Origin of the sequence: Bacillus sp. AY3-1, from assembly GCF_008368785.1 — a bacterium.
Lineage (GTDB): Bacteria > Bacillota > Bacilli > Bacillales > Bacillaceae_G > Bacillus_A > Bacillus_A wiedmannii.
Genome location: NZ_QORZ01000004.1, coordinates 135857 through 155965 on the forward strand (window position 1 = coordinate 135857; position 20109 = coordinate 155965).

Genomic DNA, 20109 nt, shown 5'->3' on the forward strand with positions numbered 1-20109 from the left:
AATAACGTGAATTTTGTTGAGAAATATTTATATAGATTTAAAAACATCCCTTCCAAGTAATAAGGAAGGGATGTTTTGTTTAACTAATTTTTGAATTAGGTGTTTCATCAATTTTATGGAAACCTTTCATGTAATACACGATAGCTAAACCAATAAGCCAAATAGGACCAACAATCAATGCAATTCTTGTATCTTCTGAATACGCCATAATACCTAATACGAGTGCAAGGAAAGCGAGTGAGAAATATGAACTGAATGGATGTAAAGGCATTTTATACGTTAGCTTGTCTTTTTTCTCAGTTGATAATCCTTTACGGAATTTAATTTGAGCGACTAATATAATCCCCCAAGTCCAAATTGCCCCGAAAGTTGAAATACTAGTTAACCATGTAAACACTTTTGCGGGCACAAGGTAGTTTAATATAACACCAACGAGTAAAACGATAGCCGTTGCTATGATTCCTTGACTCGGAATACCGTTTTTATTTAAACGACCGAATCTTTCAGGAGCTTTCTTTTGTTGTGCCAATGTAAATAGCATACGCCCTGTACTAAATAAACCACCGTTACAAGAAGAAAGTGCAGCTGTTAATACGACAAAGTTAATAATACCTGCTGCTTTTGCAATGCCGATTTGTTGGAATGTTAATACGAATGGACTTCCTTTCTCGCCAAGTTCGTTCCATGGATAAATTGCCATCATAACGAATAATGCCCCGACGTAAAAGATTAGGATTCTCCAAAATACGTTATCGATAGCTTTTGCGAGTGTTTTCTTCGGGTTTTGAGCTTCACCAGCTGTAACACCAATTAGTTCAACGCCTAAATAAGCGAATAATACCATTTGTAAGGAGAGTAGTAATCCGGAAAATCCATTTGGGAACCAGCCACCATGTGACCAAAGATTTGAAATACCAGTAGCGATACCACCATTTCCGAATCCGAATAAAATAATGCCAGCTCCAACTACTATCATACAGATGATTGTGACAATTTTAATGAGAGCAAACCAAAACTCAAGTTCTCCAAATACTTTTACTGATAAGAAGTTGAAAGCGCTCATTAATAATAGAGCGAGTAGTGCCCAAGTCCAGCGCGGGATATCTGGGAACCAGTACTGCATGTAAATGCCAGCCGCCGTAATTTCGGCCATACAAGTAACAACCCATAAGAACCAGTAGTTCCAACCAGTAATATAGCCAGCAAGTGGGCCGATATAATCATTAGCGTATTTACTAAAAGAACCGGCAACCGGTTGTTCAATTGCCATTTCTCCGAGCGCTCGCATAATGAAAAAAATAACGAGTCCAGCGATCATATAACCTAGTAAGATGGAAGGACCGGCTAGTTTAATAGCAGAAGCGGATCCTAAAAATAGTCCAACGCCAATAGCTGAACCGAGTGACATTAAAGTAATATGTCGTTCTTTTAAACCTCGATTTAAAGTTTCAGATTTGTTTGTGTGTTGCATAAGAAGAATCCTCCTTGTAGAGTGAACGATATTTGAATGCGTTTACTAAATATTTAACTATTTCAAATTATAAAACATTTCTATCTGTTATGCTACAAAAATAAACATGATTAACTGTACTACATCTGTACTTGTCAGACTTAAACTTAAAATTCGAACTATTAGTGAATATATTGACTCTTCTTTTTATTGATTGTTAAGATTAAGTATTATATTTTCTCACATACTAGTAAGAAAAGAATATGTGATAATAATTCAGATGTAGGAAGGGTACATAACCATGTTTCAATTACAAAAATATAACACTTCTGTGAAGCAAGAGCTTTTAGCTGGCATCACAACTTTTTTTACATTTGCGTATATTCTTGTCATCAATCCAAAAATATTATCTGATGCAGGTGTACCATTTGATCAAGCTTTTACGGCAACTATTATTGCGACTGTTATAGGGACGCTATGTATGGCGTTTTTAGCTAACTATCCAATTGTTATTGCTCCAGCTATGGGAATGAATGCGTATTTTGCTTATTCTGTTGTTCAACAGGCAGAGGGGATTACATATGTCATTGCGTTTTCAGCAGTATTTGTAACAGGTATCATTTTTCTTTTATTATCTTTCACTTCATTTAGGCAAAAGCTAATTGTCGCAATTCCTGATAGTTTAAAACATGCAATTGCAGGTGGAATTGGACTATTTATTGCTTTTATTGGATTACGCCTTTCTGGAATTATCGTTGATCATCCATCTAATTTAGTTACGATTGGTGATTTTCATTCTCCAGCCGTTATTTTAACTTTAATTGGTTTAATATTAGCGGCGGTATTAATGGCATTACGTGTGAGCGGTGCATTATTTATTAGTATGATTGTGACAGGAGTTATCGCCTTCTTTACAGGGCAATTGAAGTTTACGGATAAAATTGTTGCGATGCCTCATTTACCAGAGGGAATTATCGTTTCAAACCCAATCAATGCTTTTTCAGATGTAATTGAATACGGATTATATGGTGTTGTATTTTCATTTTTACTTGTACTGTTATTTGATACAACAGGTGCATTACTTGGTTTAATTAAACAAGCGGGTTTAATTACAGATAATACAGAGAAACGTTTTGGTAAAGCGTTTATTGCAGATGCAATTGGTGGGACTACAGGTTCTATCTTTGGAACAAGCCCAACAGCAGCGACGATTGAATCATCAGCTGGTATTGCTGCAGGTGGTAAAACAGGATTAACGGGTATTGTAGTTGTCGGTCTAACGATTATAACGGCATTCTTCAGCCCTGTGATTGCTTCTTTATCCAGTGTAGCCGCTATTACAGCTCCTTCATTAATTATTGTAGGTAGTCTAATGGCGCAAAGTCTTCGTGATATTAATTGGAATGAATTTGAAGATGCATTACCAGCATTTTTAATTTTTATTGGTATTCCGTTAACGTCTAGCATTGCGAATGGAATTGCAATTGGATTTTTAGTGTATCCAGTCTTAAAAATTGTGAAAGGGAAAGGGATGGAAGTACATCCGTTACTATACTTATTTACAATTTTATTTGGATGTCATTTATTCTTATAATATAGATATAGAAGAGGGAGCTTCTTATGGGAGGCTCTTTTTTTGTGTATAATAAAGTAAAAATCAAACGATTTTAGTAAAATATAAATTACCTAATGAAATATATATATTACAATAAAGACAGAGGAGGAACATGAATGGCTGTAAGTAAAATAAAAGTCGCGCGTGTTCAGTTAGATTTAACACAGCAACAATTAGCAGAAAAAGTAGGCGTTACAAGGCAAACGATTAGTTTAATTGAGAAGGGGAAATACAACCCGTCTTTAGATTTATGTTTGAAAATTTGTTATGCGGTAGACAAAACATTGAATGATTTATTTTGGGAGGAAGAGGAGTGAGGATTGTGAAAGATGAACGTTTAATGATTGAGGGGCTAAAACATATTAGACTCGTTTTCATCTTACAAAATATCGTCATACTAGGTATTGTTTTTTATCGCTACGTTTTGCAAGGTGCAGGATATGAAAGTGTTTCGGATTTATTAATGGTATTTATGGGCGGGATCGTAGTCATTAACTTCTTAAATTTAAAACATTCTGTAGAGGCATATGAGCATACAGGTGGAGTATCACGCAGCTATTTTATGAAATTATTATTTATTCCAGTAGGTATTGTTATTGGGATTTTAGCTATTTGTATTATTGTAACACCAGATATTGATATAAAGGAAATTAGTATGACAGGACTTATTATGTTTGCTTGTTTTTTAGTTCCTAGTTTGTTTATATACATATATATGAGAAAAATAAAAAGTGAAGATTGAAATATAAGAAAAGCTTTCCCATATTGCGGAAAGCTTTTCTTATATTCTTTTATACAATACTTTATGAAGGCCAATCGGTTCAATTTCAAAGATTTCACCATGTTCCTGAAAGCCTAAGCGCTTGTAATAGTCAGCTACAGTAATTCGGCCATTACACCATAATATATTTGCTTTACGTTCTTGCAAGACTTGCTCCGCCTTCTGAATTAAGGAACTTCCAGCACGTTTGTTTCGAAATTCAGGTAATGTGGCCATTCCTCGTAGACGATAATGAACACCTGTTAGTAAGTCAGGGTATATCTCTTTTGAGAAGGAAGCGATACTAATTAGTTCATCGTTTATAAATGCGCCTAAGTGAAAGGTGTCTGTTTCATAGTCGGAAGAGTATTTACAATCTGCTAATGTTTGATTCGGGCGTAAAATTTTTTGACGTAATACGTAAGTTTCAGATCCCTCAATATTTTCCACGGTAATCATATTAACATCCTTTCTTATAAGGCGTTTTCTGTTAGTTGTATAAAGAAATAGGCAGGTGCGGCGAAAAGTCCGAGTATGCTAGCAGCTCCGAGAAGGAGTGAAAGTAAGAGGCAAGAGTATTTTATTCCATTCGATTTTTTCCATCCGTAACTACAAATTTCAATGCTAACACCGATGAGAATAATGGCAACGAGTATTTCCGCCAATAATAAAAGAGCTAAAGTTACAATAGACATAATGTGATCCATCCTCATAATATGTGATAGTAACATTTTACCATATGGAATGGAAAAAAATGCCCCTCAATTATGTGAGGGGCATTTTTTATTCTAATATGTTTTTCAACGTATCAATATGTTCTTTTGAACCTGTGACAAGCAATGTATCACCATGTTGTAGTCTCGTATCACCATGCGGGATTAATGCTTTATTACCGCGGTAAATTTGAATGACGAGTACATCCCCTAAAAACGGAAGGCGACGTAGTGCAACACCGTTATATGTATTGCTACGTAGTTCGACTTCACGGACTGTTTCGTTTGCTGTTGTAATTAAGCGAACGAGACTCGGTTTATCAATTAGTGCACGTAACAGAATACGTGTAGAGTTAATTGTTGAGAATACGGCGATATGTTCTTGCGTTGCCTTTTCTTGTAGAAGCGGATCTTCTACACTTGCGATAACATGTTCAACGCCTAGTTCTTTTGCGTGTTCTGCTAATAATAAGTTTTGTTCATCATCACTTGTTGCAACAACAACACGATCTGCATGAAATGCTGTTTGTTCAGTTAATGATGCGATTGTGATGTCATCTAATTTCACGATAGGGAAGTCATGTGATTTCGCTTCCTCATCATTTATTTTATTTTGACGCATCATATATAGTGTTACGTCATAATCTTCTCGTTTTAAATCAAGTGATAACGGAAGGGTAATTCTGCTTGCGCCAATAATAGAAACTTTTGGTTTTGGTGTTTCTACTTTTGGGAACATTTTTTTAAATAATATAGGTGCAAAAATACAAGTAATAACTGCGCTTAAAATAAGGGAAGCAGATAAACTTGGACTGATGATTCCTAGTTTTTCACCAATTTGTGCAGCTGCAATAACTAAAGAAAGTGTCGATGTTAATAAGATGGCACTTCCTAGTACGATATTACGTGGATACCATTTTCGTAAGACGAGTGATGGTAACAGCTTTGAAATAAAGAGTCCTACAATTAAAATTGGGATCATTAGCATGCTAGAAGGTTCTTTAAAAATAGACCAAACCTCTAAGTTTACACCAACCATCACGAAGAAAATAGGAATGAAGAAACCATATCCGATGGAATCCAGCTTTTCCACCATATCTTCATTTGGTGATAATAACGATACGAGTACCCCTGCTAAGAAGGCACCTAAAATATTTTCAGCTCCAACAGATTCAGATAACCCAACTAATATTAAGATGAGTGCAAAAACAGCTCGTGTATCAATTTGTACACTACCAGCTTTTAAGCTATCTAAGTATGGAATGTTTTTAAAGCGTTTTGCAACGAAGTAAATAACAATACCAGCGCCGAATAGAAGAAGAAGGAGCCACATGCTTTGACCGCTTTCGGAATTTAATCCGACAAATACAGCGAGTAAAATCATTGTAACTAAATCTGCAATAACAGCGACTAATAAAATGATTTGGCCGATTGCCGTTTTTCCTAAGTTATTTTCTTTTAATGTTGGTACAACAACACCTAAAGAAATAGTGGAAATAATTAAAGTCATAAACATTGCATTATCTACGAATCCTAGCCATACGAATAGTAATGATAGGGCATAAGATAAGATGAAAATAAATAAAAAGATAATGCTTGCTGCCTGGAATGTGTTTGGTTCGTTTGTCGTATTCTTTTTCCCTTTTTGTTTAAAGATAGAAAAATCAATTTCTAAACCGCTTAAGAACATTAAGAAGATAAATCCTAGTGTCGATAAGACTTGAAGCCACATATCTGGCTCAATAATATTAAACCCACTTTTACCTACAAAGATTCCTGCGATGATTTCTGCAACAACGACAGGAAGTGCTTTTAATTTAAAGCGTTGTAACAAAAGGGGAACGAAAAACGCGATTGCAACGACAACCATAAGTGATAGAACAGAAGTATGATGTTCCATTGCGTTCTCTCCCTTCAAATAAATATAGTACCTATTTAGCCATATAATAGGTAGAAAAGCAACGCATATGGATTCGATTTCATAAAGAAAGAGTTTTCTTAAGATTTGTCATAATAAGTATATTTTTCATGATTCTGTTGTTAATTCCGTAATGTGGATGTAATAGGTGAGGGGATAAAGTGAAACTTTAATCAGTGGGGGTCTTACTGCTCGTTAATGAGGGATAAAAAAAGACTGCTGAGGAATCTCAGCAGTCTTTTTCATGTACATTACATTGAGAAGAAGATCCATACAGTTAAACCAACTGTTGCAGTTGCAACGAAGAAACTGTATATCATTGTAAGGATTTGAACTCTTCCTTCTCCTTCTTTTAAATGCATGAACATAATTAATTGTAACAACGCTTGCGCAACAGCCATTACGATAATAGTTGTTAAGATCGTTGAAAGTGGCAAGTTTGTATAAAGTGCCACGTATAACGCTAGAAACGTTAGTGCAAGCGATAAAATAAATCCGAAAACGTGTGACCAAGGGAATCCGCTATGCGCATGCCCGTTTGCTTGGTTGTTATTTTGATCCATTTACGCCACCATCCCGTTCAAGTAAACTAGTGTGTAAATAAATACCCAAACTAGATCAAGGAAATGCCAATATAAGCTGATAATGAATACTTTACGCGCTGTAACTGGTGTTAAACCTCGTTTTAAAATTTGGATAATAACACAAGTTGCCCAAATGATACCGCCTGTTACGTGGGCACCATGTGTTCCAAGAAGAACGAAGAATGCAGATAGGAAAGCACTTGTTTGAATTGTTGCGCCTTCACCGATGTACATAATGAACTCTTCGATTTCAAAGAATAGGAAACCTGCACCTAAAAGTAATGTAAGGATGAACCATCCAAGCATTGCTTTTTGGTTGTGCTTACGCATTTCGTGAATTACGATACCACATGTGAAACTACTTGTTAAAAGTAGTAATGTTTGAATTAAAAGCGTTTTAAGTTCAAACAGTTGCGCTGGAGTTGGGCCATCAGCCGTACGACCAGCAAGTACTAGATAAGAGGCGAAAAGTGTTGCGAACAGCATAATTTCAGCCCCAAGAAAAATCCAAAATCCTAGGATATTCAATCTGCTTTGCTCGGATTGATATTCCAAAGGTAAGCTTTTATCTAAAGCCGCCATATCATTTCACCTCTCATGCTATATGTTCTGTTTCTTTAATTTCATCAACGCTTACGTAGTAGCCATCATCATAATCGAACGAACGATAGATTAAGCAAGCTAAAATACCAACGCCGCCGATTGCTGCAAGCCAGAACCAGCTAAATACTAATGCGAAACCTGCAAGACCGAAGAATAAAGACGCAATAATAGGCACACCAGAGTTACTTGGCATGTGAATTGGTTTGATATCTTCTGCTGCTGGTGTAACTGTTTCTCCGCGTTTTTTCATGTACCAGAAAGCATCAGCTTCTTTGATTTCAGGAAGTTTCGCGAAGTTGTAATGTTGTACAGGAGATTGAGTTGCCCATTCAAGTGTACGGCCATCCCATGGATCTCCAGTTGTGTCACGTTCACCGTGACGAGCACTCCAAATTACGTTGTAACAAAGAATTAGGAAACCAATACCCATCATTACCGCACCAACAGATGCGATTTGGTTTAGCCATCCCCATCCAAGACTTTCAGAGTAAGTGTACATACGACGAGTCATACCGTCTAAACCTAAGAAGTACATTGGGAAGAAACAGATATTGAATCCGCTCATAAAGATCCAGAATGTCCATTTACCTAGGCGTTCGTTTAACATATGACCAGTCATTTTTGGATACCAGAATGTGAATCCAGCAAGCATAGCGAATACTGTACCTGCGATTAATACGTAGTGGAAGTGAGCAATTAGGAAGTAGCTGTTATGGTACTGATAATCAGCTGCTGCCATACCAAGCATAACCCCTGTAACCCCACCGACTACGAAGTTTGGAATAAATGCCAATGACCAAAGCATTGGAACTGTAAAACGAATACGTCCTTTATACAGTGTAAACAACCAGTTAAAGATCTTAACCCCGGTTGGAATCGAAATCGCCATTGTCGAAATCGAGAAGAATGAGTTAACCGCTGGACCTGCACCCATCGTGAAGAAGTGATGAAGCCATACGACGAAACTTAGTAAAGAAATTGCAACCATTGAGTATACCATCGCACTGTAACCGAATAGACGTTTACGTGAGAATGTACTAATGATTTCAGAGAAAATACCGAATGCCGGTAAAATAACGATATATACTTCAGGGTGACCCCATACCCAGAATAGGTTGGCCCATAACATTGGCATACCGCCGCTCGCCATCGTAAAGAAGTGAGCATCGAATAGACGGTCAAATGTCATTAATGCAAGAGCAACTGTTAATACTGGGAAAGCGAAAATAATGATAACTGTTGTAATTAAGATTGACCAAGTAAACATTGGCATTCTCATTAAAGTCATACCAGGTGTACGCATTTTTAAGATAGTAACAAGGAAGTTAATACCGGTCATTAGCGTACCGAGACCTGAAATCTGTAATGCAATTGCGTAGTAGTTATTTCCTACACCAGAAGTAAACTCTGTACCTGCCATTGGGAAGTAAGAAGTCCACCCAGCGTCTGGAGAACCACCGATTACGAAAGCGATGTTGAATAACATTGCTCCGACAAAGAATAACCAGAAACTTAAAGCATTTAAGAACGGATATGCAACGTCACGAGCACCAATTTGTAATGGTACTACAAGGTTCATTAATCCCATAACGAATGGCATCGCCATGAAAAGAATCATAACTGTACCGTGTGTTGTGAAGATTCCGTTATAGTGTTCAGCATTTAAATAAGTTGTTTCTGGGAATGTTAACTGTGCACGGATCATTAAACCGTCCATACCACCACGGAATAACATGATAACCGCAGAAATAATATACATGGCCCCAATTTTTTTATGGTCAACAGTTGTTAACCATTCGTCCCAAAGCCATTTCCATTTTTTATACTTTGTTAGTACGAAAATGATTGCTAATGTCACAAGAACGATAGAAGCGTCTGCACCGTAAATAATCGGGTCACCTGTGACAAAGAATTCATCAAGCTTCACTGTGTTCACTCCAATCTGTTGGAATAATAGCTATTATTTTTTGTTTTTGTAGTAGTTGTAATCACAATATTCAAGTGATTTTGGATCTACATAACTTAAGTGGTGACTAGAGAATGTCATACGACCAACTACACCAGGTTTAACAATTTCGTTGTACTTATCTTCTGTTAGTTTAGGAGCAGTTTGTTGTACTTCTTTAACCCACTTGTCATATTTCTCTTTAGTTTTTGCTTCAACTTCGAACTCCATATGTGTGAATCCTTCACCAGAGAAGTTCGCACTACGGCCTAGGTAAGAACCAGGCTTATCAGCTTGTAAATAAAGATCCATAATCATGCCATCCATAGTGTACTTCATACCACCAAGTTCTGGTACCCAGAAAGCATTCATTGGACCGACAGAAGTCAGTTTGAATTGAATTGGTACACCAGCTGGGATGTTTAAATAGTTAACGGTTTCAATTTTTTCCTCTGGGTAACTGAATAACCATTTCCAGTTTGCAGATGTAACATAAATCTCAACTGGTTTAATATGTTTGGACTCTTGTGGAACCTCTTCCGAAGCATAAGTTGCTTTTACTGTTGGAATCGATAATGCGATAACGATAATAACAGGAACAAGCGTCCAAATAATTTCTAATAATGTGTTACCGTGTTGTTCAGGTGGCTCGTAGTCCATATTCTCTGGTTTTTCACGATAACGAATCAAGATGACTGTAAACAAGATGAATACAATTGCGATAATTAATGACATAAGCAAGAATGACCAAACAATTAAATCATACTGTGCTTTTGCAACAGGTCCTTGCGGATTTAATACTGCGAGTTTCTTATCACAGCCGCCGAGGAACAGAAGTAATGATAACGGAAGAAGCGAAGCCAGCTTCCAAAACGTTTTCTTTAGTTGCACGATTGAAAATCTCCTTTCTCCTTGGATTGAAACTATGCCAATAAAACAATATAAACCTATTAATTTATAGATGGCAATAGTTTTTGTGATATTGTTAAAAAATAGACACAAATGCACACTTTTTAAGGTGAATATCATTTGTAACTTGATAACATTGTAAACCATTTTCCAGTGAAAAACGTGATTGTGGAAATTTTAAGATAAATAAAGTTATACCAAGATATCCAAGAAATAGAAAAAAGCTATCTTATGATAAGGAAGATAGCTGAATATTTTGTATATTTAGTTTACTTCTTTTTTTAGATTTATTTGTTGTTCAAATGTGACAACTTTTTTATATTTTAATTGGTATAAAATGTAACAAAAAATCATAAATGGAATACCACAATAAAGAGCAATTCTCTGATCTGGAATGAAAGCTAAACTAACAAATGTAATGAAATTGAGTGAGAATGCTACGATTGGAACGATTGGATAAAGCGGTGTACGATATTTTAAATCATTAATGTCCCCGCCGTTTTTTAAGAAATTTCTACGGAAGAAAAACTGTGAAGCTGCGATTGACATCCAAACTACGACAGCGGCCATAGCTGCAATAGATGTTAAAACTAAAAAGACAGTATCTGCCGCAAATATACTTGTTAATAGAGACAAACTTGCAAAAATTAGACTGAAAATTAATGCGTTTAGTGGCACTCCTTTTTTAGTTAACTTTGTAAAAGCTGGACTTGCCATTCCTTGTTTTGCCATCGCCCAAAGCATACGAGAATTTGCGTATAGACCAGAGTTGGCTACGGATAATACTGCTGTAATAATAACAAAGTTCATAATGTCAGCTGCATATGGAACACCAGCCACATCAAATACAAATACAAATGGACTTTCGACTAGATTAGCCTCTTGCCATGGGAGTAAACCTACAACAACTGATATTGCTAGGACGAAGAAGAAGAGAGTTCGCCAAATGGTATTTTTAATCGCTTTTGGAATTGTTTTCTCAGGGTTTTCACTTTCTCCTGAAGCAATTCCGATTAATTCTGTTCCTTGGAAGGAGTAATTTACTGTAATCATCGTAAGAAGAACAGCTAATGCACCGTTTGGAAATAATCCGCCATTTTCAGTGAAATTGTGAAGCATTGGCGCTGGTTTTCCATTAAAGTCTAGTAGACCGAACATAACTGCACCACCGAGTACGATGAAAATAACAATGGTTGCGACTTTTACACTTGCGAACCAAAATTCTGCTTCTGCATATGCTTTTGCTGATAATGCGTTTACAAGAAATAGTGCTGCTGCAAATGTAACACACCAAATCCACGAAGAAACGTCTGGAAACCAACGTTTCATTAAAATACTTACAGTTGTTAACTCTACCCCAACTGTAACAGCCCAATTTAACCAATACATCCAACCGACAACAAATCCAAAACCAGGTGAAATAAATTTGCTTGCATAGCTTTGGAATGAACCTGCTTCTGGCATAGCAACTGATAATTCACCAAGACATAACATCGTTAAATACATAACAAATCCACCGACTAAAAATGCAAGAATAGCACCACCAGGACCGGCGTTATGGACGATTTGACCAGATCCCATAAATAGGCCAGTTCCGATAACACCACCAAGTGCAATCATAAATAGGTGTCTACTTTTCATTGTTCGTTTTAAATCTGTTTGTTCTACTTGTTGATTCATATGCCCCTCACCCCGTTATTTTCTTGTATGTATGAATTGATTTTCATTCCGAGTTTTTAATCATTAGTGGGGGATGTGACACATACTCGGCTTATTTATTATGAAATGAATGGAGTATGTAAAATGCGAACTATGACTAAATACTCTAAGAATGTTTTTATTAACAAGGTGATATCTTCACTATGTTAATTATTTTGATTTTAGCAAAAATATTCAGAAAAGCATATTGTTTTTTCTTTTTATTAAAAATAATTAGAATTTTATAACGATGGAAGTGTGAACAATAATTCATAGAATCTTTCTAGCAAACTAGTAAGAAGAAAGGTACAATGATAAGAGGTATGTCTGTAAAATAATAATTAATGGAGTTTTGTTTAAAATGAAAAAGTTAAAATATCTTTTTATTTTTGGAATTATATTTGCTGCCGCGTTTTTTATAGGGAAAGATAAAATTATACAAAAGGCGCAAGTGTTCCGTTTAGAGTTTTTATCTGAAATGAAAGAAGCGACTATGATTGAAAATGTTCCGTTTATAAAGCAGTTACCAGAATTACCTCGTGGATGTGAAGTTACAAGTTTGGCTATGTTGCTACAATACAAAGGTATACAAGTAGATAAGATGCAACTTGCTAGCGAAATTCATCGTGTTCCATTTGAACAAAATGATTTACGTGGAAATCCTTATGAGGGGTTCGTTGGAAATATTTATACGAAGGCAGAGCCAGGATATGGTGTATATAATCCACCCATTTTTAATTTAGCAGAAAAATATGCTCCTGAAAAAGTAGTTAATTTAACAGGTAGAGACGTGCAAGATATGTATAAAGTAGTTAGTTCCGGTTCGCCAGTATGGGTCATTATTAATACAACGTTTAAGCCACTAGCCGAGAGTAGTTTTGAAACATGGAATACAAGCTCTGGCGAAGTGAAAATTACATATTATGAACATAGTGTAGTAATAGTTGGGTATGATCAAAACTTTGTATATGTAAATGATCCACTTAAAAATAATCCGCGTTTTGCTGTTCCGCGAGCAGAGTTTGAGAAAGCTTGGGAGCAAATGGGGAAACAAGCGATTACTATTTTATAATACTGAAAAAGTCATCTTTTTGATGGCTTTTTATTTTTAAGTTATTATAACGGAAAATTCAGAAGATTCTTTTAAAAGTTAGCGATTCACGCTATAATAACATTTAACTTGGTGAAGAAGGGGCGAAGAGAAATGGATGTTGCAAAGGAACTGGTTTTATCGAAAAATCAATTAATTGAGTGGAGAAGGCATTTTCATAAGTATCCAGAGTTATCTTTTCAAGAAGAAAAAACATCACAGTTTGTATTCGATATACTTCAAAAAATCCCATATTTAGAAGTGTCAAGACCTACTAAATATAGTGTAATGGCAAGGTTAATTGGTAAGCAACCTGGTAAAACCATCGCGGTTCGTGCTGACATGGACGCGCTTCCTATTCATGAAGAAAATGAGTTTGATTTTATTTCTACATATCCAGGTGTGATGCATGCATGTGGCCATGATGGACATATAGCGATATTACTTGGGGTCGTACATAAGTTAGTAGAAGAAAGAGAGAAGATTAAAGGAGAGATTCGTTTTCTCTTCCAACATGCAGAAGAAAACTTTCCTGGCGGTGCAGAGGAAATGGTTGCAGCGGGTGTAATGGAATGTGTGGATTATATTATTGGTGCTCACCTTTGGGTATCGTTAGAGGTTGGTAAAATAGGTGTAATTTATGGTCCTGCAATGGCAGCCCCAGATGTTTTTAAAATTACGATAGAAGGAAAAGGTGGACATGCTGGAATCCCTCATGAAACGGTTGATAGCATTGCAATCGGTACACAAGTTGTTTCGCAACTTCAGCACATTGTATCTCGCCTCACGAATCCATTAGATCCCCTTGTAGTATCTGTTACGCAATTTCATGCTGGGACAACCCATAATGTGATCCCAGAACAAGCGGAGATTGAAGGGACAGTGCGGAGTTTAAGACATGAGTTGCGAGAAGAAACAGAGAAAAGGATTGAACGAATTGTGAAGCATGTGACGGAATCTTACGGGGCGAAATATACATTTTCTTATGAATATGGATATCGACCAGTAGTAAATGATTATGAAGTTACAGAGATTATTGAGCAAACAGCATTACAGCTTTATGGAAGAGAGCAAGTTACTCGTTTACAGCCGACGATGGCTGGAGAAGATTTTTCAGCGTTTTTACAAAAGGCGCCAGGTACATTCTTTTTTATCGGAGCGGGAAATAACGAGAAAGGAATTATATATCCTCACCATCATCCTCGTTTTACGATTGATGAAGATGCATTACCGATTGGCGTGGAAGTCTTTGTATCATCCATTATGAATTTTATAAGTAAAGGAGAATGAGATGAAGAAAATACACGTATTAGCGCTTATTCCAGTTTTTTGTTTAGTTATTGGACCTGTATTTGCTAATTCAGTTACTCCTTACGTATTAGGGATGCCATTTTTATTGTTTTGGGTATTATTATCGGTGCTCATTACGTCTCTTTGTATGGGACTTGTGTACGTATTTGATCCTGCTAATAAGGGGGATGTAAAATGATCGCATTACTTATCATTATATTATTTTTGTTTCTTGCACTATTTTTAGGAATTCGGGCACAACATGGAAAAGATATGAATTTAGAGCAATGGTCAGTTGGTGGAAGAGGATTTGGCACTATTTTTGTTTTTCTTCTTATGGCAGGTGAAATTTATACGACGTTTACATTTTTAGGCGGAAGTGGATGGGCGTACAGTAAAGGAGCACCTACTTTCTATATTTTAGGTTATGGTGCACTAGCTTATATTTTATCTTACTTTTTATTGCCGCCAGTTTGGAAGTATGCGAAAGAGCATAATCTTGTTTCGCAGCCAGATTTTTTTGTGAAGAAATATAAGAGTCAGACACTTGGCATTATCGTTTCTGTCATTGGGGTTATTTCGATTATTCCATACCTTGTTTTACAGTTAAAAGGATTAGGAATTATCGTTTCGGAAGCATCTTACGGAAGGGTATCACCGGTTATTGCAGTGTGGATTGGTGCAATTGTTATAACGATATATGTAATGGTTTCAGGTATACACGGCTCTGCTTGGACAGCAGCTTTGAAGGATATTATGATACTGTTTATCGTTATGTTTTTAGGTATATATTTACCGTACCATTATTACGGGGGATTTCAGCTGATGTTTGAAGCGGTAGAAGCAGCGAAACCAGGATTTTTATCTTTACCTGATGAAGGGATGAGCATTTCTTGGTTTGTTTCTACTATTGTATTAACAGCTCTCGGTTTCTATATGTGGCCCCATACATTTGCTTCTGCTTTCTCTGCAAAAAATGAAAAAGTATTTAGGAAAAATGCGGCGATCATGCCTCTTTATTCTTTAGTATTGCTTTTCGTATTCTTTGCAGGTTTTGCTGCTATACTGCAAGTTCCAGGGTTAAAGGGAGGGGATGTAGACCTTTCGTTATTCCGTCTCGCTCTTCAAACATTTGATCCATGGTTTATTGGGATTATTGGTAGTGCAGGAGTATTAACAGCATTAGTTCCGGGTTCCATGCTTGTTATGGCGGCGTCTACTTTATTAGCAAAAAACATTTACCGAACAATGGTCCCATCTGCTTCAGATAGACAAGTTGCTAAAGTGGCAAAATTATTTGTGCCTGTAGTAACGCTTGTAGCTGTTTTGTTCACTTTTAAAGGTGGAGAAACAATAGGGGCACTTCTTTTAATGGGATATAGTATAGTGACACAACTTTTCCCTGCACTTGTATGTAGTTTGTTTCCACGTCAAGTTATTACGAAGCAAGGGGCAATTGCAGGGATGGGGATTGGGTTGTTAGTGGTCGCATATATTACTTTATCTGGTTCAACTATAGCTACGATGTTTCCAGCTTTCCCTCAATATATAAAAGATTTAAATGTAGGTATAGTCGCATTGTTAATGAATATGATTGTGATGTTTATCGTTAGCGGGTTCACGAGAAATGTGTCTATAAAGACAGACAATATAATAGTAGAAAAGTAATCCGTGTGCTAGAGCTATCTTTGAAAAGAGATAGCTCTTTTTTGTATATATTTTCTTCTATTAGCGGAATCTAACTAAAAACTTGTTGAAAAGGAAGTTAGGTGGGGGAATTGTTAGAGTTAAAAGGTAACTTATTTGAAGTTATGAAAGAAATTAGGGATGAGTTAGGTTCGCCTAATGATTTAACAATTAGGGAAGTTGCCCTTGCTGGTAGTTTTACACGCTGTGCGGTTATTTTTTTATGTGGGTTAACAGATAAGGATAATGTTTATAAATATGTAGTTCGTACACTTCAATATGAAGAAGTACAAAAAGAAGAAGCTGTTGTTCAAACGTTATTGGATCGCTTTATTTCTATTGCGGAAGTTGGTAAGAAGACAACGTTTCCGGATATTATAAATGCGATTTTAGCGGGAGATACAGTTATATTAATTGATAATATTCCAACCGCTATCGTGATTAATAGTAGAGCGTGGGAAAAAAGAAGTTTAGAACCGCCGGTAACAGAAGATTTAATACGTGGACCGAGGATTGGGTTAAATGAAGATATTAACGTGAATAAAATGTTAATTCGCCGTACTTTACGTGACCCGAAGCTGAGGTTTCAATCTTATATTATGGGGAAGAGATCCCAAAAAGAAGTGACGTTAGTATATATAGAAGACATTATTAACCCTTACATTGTAAAAGAGTTAGATCGGCGTCTTCAATCAATAGAGACAGATGTCGTTTTTGAGACGGGTACGATTGAGCAATTAATTCAAGATAATAATTTGTCACCGTTCCCGCAGTTTTTGAATACGGAAAGGCCTGATAATATTGTGGCCTCATTAGCGAAAGGAAAGGCTGCTATTTTGGTGGATGGATCACCGTTTGCCCTTATAGCTCCGTTAGTATTCGTTGATATTTTTCAATCTGTGGAAGATCACTATGAGCGTTGGGTAATTGGGACTTTATTAAGAATTTTGCGGATGGGTTCTGGCATAGTTGCAGTTTTAATGCCAGCGATGTATGTAGCTCTCGTATCATATCACCAAGGACTTATCCCTTCTAAACTGGCTTATTCAATCGCTGGAGCCAGGGAAGGTGTTCCGTTTCCAGCCTATATAGAAACGTTAATGATGGCATTAACGATGGAGTTAATACGAGAAGCGGGAATTAGGTTGCCGAAACCGATGGGGCAAACAATTGGGATTGTAGGTGGTCTTGTAATCGGAGAAGCAGCGGTGAACGCAGGAATTGTAAATCCGTTTTTAGTTATCATTATTGCGGTTACAGCTATTGCTACATTTTCACTGCCTGTATATAGTATTACGATTACGTTTCGGATTTTACTTTTTGTCTTTGTTTTAGCGGCGACTGCTTTTGGTTTGTATGGAATTATTTTAGCTCTTATTGCACTTGCGGTTCATATTACGAATTTGAAGAGTGTCGGGGTGCCGTATACAACGCCTATCGCTCCTGCATTTTATAAAGATTGGAAAGAAGAACTTATTCGTATGCCAAAATCGATGTTGAAAGAGAGACCGGAATATTTACAAACGAAAGACGCTACATTACGTCCAAAGGAGCGAGAGTAATTGAAACCATTTGAGTATGGCGATGAAGAGATTGGATCTCGGGAAATTGGGTTTGCGGTATCTTCAACAATTATTGGTATAGGAGCATTGTCTATGCCAAGAGATATCGCTAACCAAACTTTATTTTCAGACGGTTGGATTATTTTGCTTCTGGGTGGATTGATATGTGCAGTTTTAGGTTGGTTTGTAACGAGGGTAGCTATTTTATTCCCGAAACAAAACTTTGTTCAATATACGAGTACGCATTTGACAAAGCCTGTTGCATACACAATTAGTAGCATTTTAGTATTAACGTTTGCTGCTTTGACAGCATATGAGTCACGAATGATTGCAATTATTTCACAAACATATTTATTTAGTGATACACCAATACAGCTACTCTCTTTCTTCTTCTTATTAGTTGTTATTTATGGAGTAGCAGGATCGAGAGCGGCTTTAGTAAGGTTAAATGTTCTATTCTTACCTATCGTGCTCATTGCGATAGTGTTGCTTTCTTTATTGAATATAAATTTAATGGAAATAAACAATTTACTACCAGCTTTTCAAACGAACGCAAGTCAATATGCTGTAGGAGTTAAAAACTCTATTTTCACATTTATCGGATTTGAGGTAGCTCTGTTTTATGCTGTGATGTTGAACGATAAGACAGCGAAAAAAGCGCCAATGGCAGTTGCAAAAGCAGTGATGGTAAATGTGCTGTCATACATTTTAATTTATGTAACTTGTATTAGCGTTTTTTCGTATATGACAACCCGTGGATTGACGTATCCAACAATTGAATTGGGTAAAGAAATTGAAATTGGTGGAGGTTTTTTAGAAAGATTTGATGCGATTTTTTTTACGACTTGGATTATTACTATTTATAACACTACAGCAATGTATTATGACGTCGCATCTTTATTGTTTTGTGCTATGTTTCCGAAAGTGAAGAAACATATTTTTATTTTCGTAAGTGCTCCTATTATTTTTATGGTGAATATGATACCGAGTAATTTAGATTCATTATCACATTACGGAACTTATTTAGCTTGGATAGATATGGGATTTGTTGTATTAGCGCCTTTGCTCGTTTTAATTGTATATAAAATAAAAAGAAGGAATGGTGGAAATGAAACACCTTCTTAAATTTATAATGGTTATAGCTGTAGTTGGATTTATGAGTGGGTGTTCTGAGTTAGAGGAGATAGAAGAAAGGGGATTTGTAGTAGGTGCAGCCTATGATATTGTGAAAAAAAAGAAATCAAATCCAATTATGAAAGGGACGTATCAGATGGTACTTCCCAGTAAGTTAGCGCAGCAAGGTGGCCAAAGCGGTCGAGATAGTGAGAATTATATTAATGTTAGTGCGAAAGCAGATAGTGTCTTTGAGCAAATACGAATTATCTCTAAAAAAATTAGTCGCTCATTATTCTTTCCGCACATACAAGTGATAATTTTTTCTAAAGATTTACTAGCGAATCCATATGTTTTACAAAATACGTTAGATGTATATATTCGTGATCACGAGATGAGAAGAAATATTCGTTTGTTCGTTTCTAAGAAAAATGCAGAAGCTATTTTAAAGCAGAGTGCCAAGCCTGAGAACTTACCGGCGCAGTATATTGATATGTTAGCTGAGCATCCTCCGAAAAATGCTCAAATGATTGAAGCTGCAAGAATTGGTGAGGTACAGCAAAAAATGATTGCTAACCAAAGTTTCGTATTACCTATTCTAGAACTAACAAAGCAGGGGGTACAAATGAATGGGGCAGCGTTGTTTCGTGGAAAAGATAATAAGTGTGTAGGCAGTTTGAATGGAGAAGAAACATTAGGAATGAATTATGTAATAGGTAAAAAAATTGGAGGGTTCTTTACTATCCGTAAACAAGGTCAGCTTGTTACATACGAAATTCATAAGATGCGCCGAAAGATTAAAGTATCTACGGAAAATGCTACAAAACCGAAGTTTGATATCCATTTATCTTTGGAAGGGACTTTAGCAGAGTTACATTTTAGTGATCATAAACAAATTATGAATGAAAAGGGATTAAAGAAAACCATTGCGGAAGAAATGGAGAAGCGTATCCAAAAATCGATTAAGCTTGTTCAAAAAAAATATAAGGTAGATGTATTAGCGTTAGGAGAAGTATATAAGCGGCATAATTATAAAGAATGGAAGAAGATAGATAAGAATTGGGATCAAGGTGAAAATTACTTTAGTAATGCGGAGGTTACTGTTCATGTTCACCCGACAATTGAGCATTCAGGTTCCGCCTTACCGAAAAGAGTGAAATAAGGTGATGTAAG

General features: G+C 36.3%; 19 protein-coding genes. 10 read left to right on the plus strand and 9 right to left on the minus strand.

Features of this window, described 5'->3' with window-relative positions:
* Window positions 1–79: 79 nt before the first annotated feature.
* On the minus strand, window positions 80–1471 hold the full coding sequence (locus DN389_RS02480) for an amino acid permease (RefSeq protein WP_098190734.1): 1392 nt from the start codon (window positions 1469–1471) through the stop codon (window positions 80–82).
* 280 nt (window positions 1472–1751) lie between these two features.
* On the opposite strand from DN389_RS02480, the gene DN389_RS02485 reads away from it, so the two are divergent.
* The 3 genes from DN389_RS02485 (at window position 1752) to DN389_RS02495 (ending at window position 3807) form a co-directional block, all read left to right on the plus strand.
* On the plus strand, window positions 1752–3044 hold the full coding sequence (locus DN389_RS02485) for an NCS2 family permease (RefSeq protein ID WP_000487200.1): 1293 nt from the start codon (window positions 1752–1754) through the stop codon (window positions 3042–3044).
* 137 nt (window positions 3045–3181) lie between these two features.
* Entirely contained in the window at window positions 3182–3382 is a 201-nt protein-coding gene (locus DN389_RS02490) for a helix-turn-helix transcriptional regulator (protein WP_000301181.1), read from the plus strand.
* The gene (locus DN389_RS02495) at window positions 3379–3807 is read left to right on the plus strand and encodes a hypothetical protein (protein WP_088121302.1); all 429 of its coding nucleotides are present in this window, start codon (window positions 3379–3381) and stop codon (window positions 3805–3807) included. Before DN389_RS02490 ends, DN389_RS02495 begins: the two co-directional genes overlap by 4 nt.
* A gap of 39 nt (window positions 3808–3846) precedes the next feature.
* On the opposite strand, the gene DN389_RS02500 is transcribed toward DN389_RS02495, so the two are convergent.
* The 8 genes from DN389_RS02500 to DN389_RS02540 all read right to left on the minus strand — a co-directional run bounded on the left by DN389_RS02500 (window position 3847) and on the right by DN389_RS02540 (window position 12177).
* Window positions 3847–4284, minus strand: coding sequence for a GNAT family N-acetyltransferase (locus tag DN389_RS02500; RefSeq protein WP_088121303.1), 438 nt, complete (start codon window positions 4282–4284; stop codon window positions 3847–3849).
* Window positions 4285–4298: 14 nt separating this feature from the next.
* A complete protein-coding gene (locus tag DN389_RS02505) occupies window positions 4299–4556 on the minus strand; it encodes a DUF4022 family protein (RefSeq protein WP_141503374.1) in 258 nt (85 codons plus the stop codon).
* 52 nt (window positions 4557–4608) lie between these two features.
* Entirely contained in the window at window positions 4609–6438 is a 1830-nt protein-coding gene (locus DN389_RS02510) for a monovalent cation:proton antiporter family protein (RefSeq protein ID WP_088095183.1), read from the minus strand.
* Between the two features lie 269 nt (window positions 6439–6707).
* The gene (gene qoxD / locus DN389_RS02520) at window positions 6708–7019 is read right to left on the minus strand and encodes a cytochrome aa3 quinol oxidase subunit IV (RefSeq protein WP_000372611.1); all 312 of its coding nucleotides are present in this window, start codon (window positions 7017–7019) and stop codon (window positions 6708–6710) included.
* Window positions 7020–7622, minus strand: a complete 603-nt coding sequence (gene qoxC, locus DN389_RS02525) for a cytochrome aa3 quinol oxidase subunit III (RefSeq protein WP_000729314.1) — start codon at window positions 7620–7622, stop codon at window positions 7020–7022. It abuts the gene before it with no gap.
* A 13-nt stretch (window positions 7623–7635) separates the two neighbouring features.
* On the minus strand, window positions 7636–9570 hold the full coding sequence (gene qoxB, locus DN389_RS02530; protein ID WP_000762383.1) for a cytochrome aa3 quinol oxidase subunit I: 1935 nt from the start codon (window positions 9568–9570) through the stop codon (window positions 7636–7638).
* A gap of 33 nt (window positions 9571–9603) precedes the next feature.
* On the minus strand, window positions 9604–10479 hold the full coding sequence (locus DN389_RS02535; protein WP_001176183.1) for a cytochrome aa3 quinol oxidase subunit II: 876 nt from the start codon (window positions 10477–10479) through the stop codon (window positions 9604–9606).
* A gap of 282 nt (window positions 10480–10761) precedes the next feature.
* Window positions 10762–12177, minus strand: a complete 1416-nt coding sequence (locus tag DN389_RS02540) for an amino acid permease (RefSeq protein ID WP_149236779.1) — start codon at window positions 12175–12177, stop codon at window positions 10762–10764.
* A gap of 379 nt (window positions 12178–12556) precedes the next feature.
* Between DN389_RS02540 and DN389_RS02545 the strand changes: the two genes are divergently transcribed.
* The 7 genes from DN389_RS02545 (at window position 12557) to DN389_RS02575 (ending at window position 20098) form a co-directional block, all read left to right on the plus strand.
* Window positions 12557–13267, plus strand: coding sequence for a C39 family peptidase (locus tag DN389_RS02545; protein ID WP_088121304.1), 711 nt, complete (start codon window positions 12557–12559; stop codon window positions 13265–13267).
* A gap of 132 nt (window positions 13268–13399) precedes the next feature.
* Window positions 13400–14575 carry an amidohydrolase gene (locus DN389_RS02550; RefSeq protein ID WP_097858409.1) on the plus strand — a complete coding sequence of 392 codons (1176 nt, stop codon included), beginning with the start codon at window positions 13400–13402 and terminating at the stop codon, window positions 14573–14575.
* A gap of 1 nt (window position 14576) precedes the next feature.
* Window positions 14577–14774 (plus strand): DUF3311 domain-containing protein, encoded by a 198-nt coding sequence (locus DN389_RS02555; protein ID WP_087983279.1) that lies wholly within the window; start codon window positions 14577–14579, stop codon window positions 14772–14774.
* On the plus strand, window positions 14771–16243 hold the full coding sequence (locus DN389_RS02560) for a sodium:solute symporter family protein (RefSeq protein WP_098190731.1): 1473 nt from the start codon (window positions 14771–14773) through the stop codon (window positions 16241–16243). Before DN389_RS02555 ends, DN389_RS02560 begins: the two co-directional genes overlap by 4 nt.
* A 101-nt stretch (window positions 16244–16344) precedes the next feature.
* A complete protein-coding gene (gene gerLA / locus DN389_RS02565) occupies window positions 16345–17823 on the plus strand; it encodes a spore germination protein GerLA (RefSeq protein ID WP_098190730.1) in 1479 nt (492 codons plus the stop codon).
* Window positions 17824–18948, plus strand: a complete 1125-nt coding sequence (gene gerLB / locus DN389_RS02570; protein ID WP_088121306.1) for a spore germination protein GerLB — start codon at window positions 17824–17826, stop codon at window positions 18946–18948.
* Window positions 18932–20098 carry a Ger(x)C family spore germination protein gene (locus tag DN389_RS02575; protein ID WP_137011101.1) on the plus strand — a complete coding sequence of 389 codons (1167 nt, stop codon included), beginning with the start codon at window positions 18932–18934 and terminating at the stop codon, window positions 20096–20098. Before gerLB ends, DN389_RS02575 begins: the two co-directional genes overlap by 17 nt.
* Window positions 20099–20109 lie beyond the last annotated feature (11 nt).